Source organism: Psittacicella gerlachiana (assembly GCF_003585965.1).
In the GTDB taxonomy this organism is placed as follows: domain Bacteria; phylum Pseudomonadota; class Gammaproteobacteria; order Enterobacterales; family Psittacicellaceae; genus Psittacicella; species Psittacicella gerlachiana.
Genome location: NZ_NRJF01000194.1, coordinates 1 through 3,789 on the forward strand (window position 1 = coordinate 1; position 3,789 = coordinate 3,789).

At 33.0% G+C, this 3,789-nt stretch carries 1 protein-coding gene; it reads left to right on the plus strand.

The features are described 5' to 3' along the window. Positions 1 to 540 precede the first annotated feature (540 nt). Entirely contained in the window at positions 541 to 2,685 is a 2,145-nt protein-coding gene (locus CKF59_RS06370; RefSeq protein ID WP_147397139.1) for a hypothetical protein, read from the plus strand. The last annotated feature ends 1,104 nt before the right edge of the window (positions 2,686 to 3,789 follow it).

Consider the following 3,789-nt stretch of genomic DNA (forward strand, 5'->3'; position numbering starts at 1 on the left):
GTCTTGCAAATGAAAGGTAAAATCATATATTTTTGGTATCAAAAGTTATTATTTGTTTATTGTTAAGGGGTAGGATAAAGTTGTTTGAGCTTTTTTAATAAATCGGATTCAAGGAAAAAGTAACAAATTAGGCATGTTAATCGCTAAATGTAACTAAAAATATAATTTTTACCTTGCAAAAGGTAGATGTTGCAAAGTTAAAAAACTAATAATAGGAAGTTGACTGCGACCTCAAGTAAGCTTCTAGTCTCTACCTAAGATCGGGAAAGAAAAGGGGGAGGGCTGGAAACAAAAGGTGAAGAAACGAGGAAAGAGATAAACCTAGATAAATCAACGATAATTCTTGGGAATTTTTGTAAAATCTATGAGAAAAATTTACGAAATAAGCCGTTTTGCGTTAAAATAAACAAAGGTATTTAACTTGCGACCGCAAGGAATTTATTATTTCTTTTTCTGGAGAAGATTTTTAGTTTTTCGCCTAGCATGAACTATGTTAGAGGAAAAAATGAATCCGCAGAAAAATCACGAGAACACACTAATATGTTTCAAAAAAAACGTCAATATTCACCTGATTTATATCGTTCAATACTCATTGAATTAGAGTTTACGGTAAATTTTACCAATCGTCTCAATTTTAATGATCCAATTGTTAATTCGGTATTTCACTTAAATCGTACGGCTCGCAATCTTAAGCTTCCAATTGAAAAGTCATATAACCATGATGTAGTTAAAGCTTTTAGAATGCAGCAAACTGAAGGTAAAAGTAAAGCTAATGGGACCGGACTTTTAGTCTTAACTTTTAGTTCACTCTATGCCTCTTTATTAATGGCAAATCATCAAGATCGTGATTTACGTCATTTATTACTCATGAAAATCGTAACTTTTTATGATTTTTATCTTAGTGAAGTAGATCCAACTAATCCTTATGTTAACGTTTCTGCACTGACAACTGGTGAGTTTAATCAACTAGTAGCTCAGATGCAAGATCCACAAAAGAATCATAAAGATATTATTCCCGAGCGTTTCCAAGGCTTACCTTTATTTAGTTTAACTAGTGCTCTCTTTAAATATGTGTACAACTATTTATGTTCAGAACACAATATTTATCGTCAGCAAAGAATTCTTGACGCTCTTGATCTTTATATGTCGAGTCATAGTTATGTTGCTTTTACTTTAGGTTTAGGGGCAACCTACCATGCAAGTATGCGTAAACTTGGTCTAGAATCACAAGCTCCATTTTGGTTCTTTAAATTTGATTTTACTGATCAGCAAACTCGTACTTTAAACTATATCACTGATAACTTTATTTTTAATGAAGCTTTAGGAGATCCTGAATCTTATTATGAGCTTGGACGCTTGTTTGCTCAAAGTAAGATGCCATTACATGAGTTTGCACGTTCGGTAAAAAGTTTAGGGGTAATGTCGGCTTTCCCACGTGAACCTGAAAGCAAAGAGTTTTATCAAGAGCATATTGCTAAACAACAAGCTAACTATCCTGAAAGTTTCCATTTTATTGTGGACTCTTTACGTAAAGCTTACGCTCGTGTATTGAGTGTAATGGTGCAATTAAGAGCTCAACAACAAGATCCTGAAGAGCAAGGAGATTCAACTTTAGTAACGGAAAAAGATCCGGCAATGAATCTTGATATGGTGTTAGATTTAAATTCTTATTTAGGTGAGAATAACGATCAACTCTATTTTGCAAATCAAATTTATCATTTAGCCGATATCTATACTAATTGTAATGAGTTACCTGACTTTGTTCCGATTGATTATAACTCTCCAACTTTACTGCCAGTAAACGTAGATTGTTATCAAGATGATCGCAATTCAGTATTTGTGCCAGCTTTTGTAGATCTTGGCACTCAAGCTCTTGCTCCTGTAATCTTAAAACCAGCAAATGCAGTATTATCGGTAAATCTTAATCGTGAGCAAAAGAAATTTGCTAATGATATGCTCAAAAAACAGGCTGGAGTATTAGGTTATCATTGTCTTGTGCAGAATGCTCCTGCATTCCAAGAGCTTTATAAGGCACAGGCTCAGCAAGTAAAAGAACAAATTGAGTTAATGAGTTTTGCTGGCGAAAAATTAATTTTTGCCAACTACACGGAGCAGCAGTTAGCTTATATCGATGAGGTTTATAAGCAAGCTCTTGCAAGTTGTATTGCTGAAACTAAACAAGATTCTAAAGCTAAATACTTTTTAACTAATGAGTTATTACCAAAACAAAGAAAAGGCTTATTAACCTTTGCGACTAATAACCAAGTTATTCCTTTAAGTGAGTTATTAGAGCCAAGTGTAAATTATCAAGATGAATATGCTTTGCTCCAAGCTTTACAAACGGAAAGAGATCTTAAATTCCGTGGTCAAGCAAGTGTTGAGCATTTAGCAGAGATTGATCAACTCCTAGCTGGCGAGCAAACTGAGTTTGCCCCAAAAGAAGAAACCAGCTTACAGTATGAACAACTCTCGCAATTATTACCGCAGACAAAAAACAAAAATAATCATGCAGTAATGCCAGAGCGTATTCCTCAAGCTTCGGATTTTGCTCCTGAGTTAAAAGCAGAAGAACGCCCTACGCGTCAAACGAAAGTAAAAGTAACTCCGGAAGTAAAACCGGCTATCTTTAGTAAAGATACAGTATTACGTGTGAGTCGTTCAGCTCGTAAAAAAGGAAAAAAATAATTACAAAAACTCCTTATCATGCTTATTCATGATGAGGAGTTTTTTATTACCTCAAAATCGTTTAAAAGAGTCCCTAGGATGATCTCCAAAAGTTATATCCTTACAGTCTGTGGTAGTAGGATAAAGTTTAAGTGTTAATATAAATCTAAGGATAGGAGTCGGAAAAGTTTAAGGGGAGAGAGGTAAATATTTATAAGGGAGAGAAGGTTAAATGTGCAGATTAATTGAGCAGAGGTGTTTTAAGAACTAAATTTGTTAACAAATGATACCTAAAATCTTACAAAAAACTAATATTTTCTACAAAAACTATCAAAATTACAAGATCCTGAGAGTTTTTGAGTTAATTACCGTGAGATTAGGTACCTATAATTGTTATAATTTAAGTACATGTAAAATGATATTTAGTAATAGCTAGATATGATTTTTATCACGGACTATTTTTGCTTATTCTTTCTATAAATCATGGTTGTATTTGTAGAGAGCTTTATCGTTATTGAAATTTATCTTATTGGCACAAAATTTCAAAAGAGGCTAGCCTCTTTTGCTATGGCTATGTAGCCATAGCAAAAGATAAATAATAAGTAGTATCTCTAATCTATACCTGTAGTTTGGCAACTAAGAGTTGAGAAGTAGATGCTATACCTAGTTTTACATTAAGTTGATTGTTTTAGCAACGAAGGGCAAGGTTATCTAAAACATGATTACTGAAAATGATGCATATTGGCAAACTAATTGCAAATATGTCTATTTAATCTCAAGATAAGTAGATTAAGAGACTATTTAAAGAATATGACTTTCATCGTGTTCTATAGTTTATCTAGATTTGAGTTTAAAAGATAAATAGTCGATTGTTGATATCGTTAGTTATCTTTATGCGTTTAAGTTTTAATTAACGCTTCTACTTCTTAAGAATAAAATAGCTTGGTAGCAAAGATGGCTATCTTCCAAGCATAAATATTTTAGATCAGGATGAGTAAAGCTGTTTACTCAGACTTTTGGCAAACTAAATTTATGTTAGAAGATAACTTCTATCTTAAGGCTACTCAGAATCTCTTTTCACTAATCTCCCCTTTTAGGTTATTTCCTTAACCTTCTTCTCTCATA

Bases quoted from the DNA above. Each gene is read 5' to 3' on its own strand.
- CKF59_RS06370 (WP_147397139.1), top strand. From the start codon at position 541: ATGTTTCAAAAAAAACGTCAATATTCACCTGATTTATATCGTTCAATA.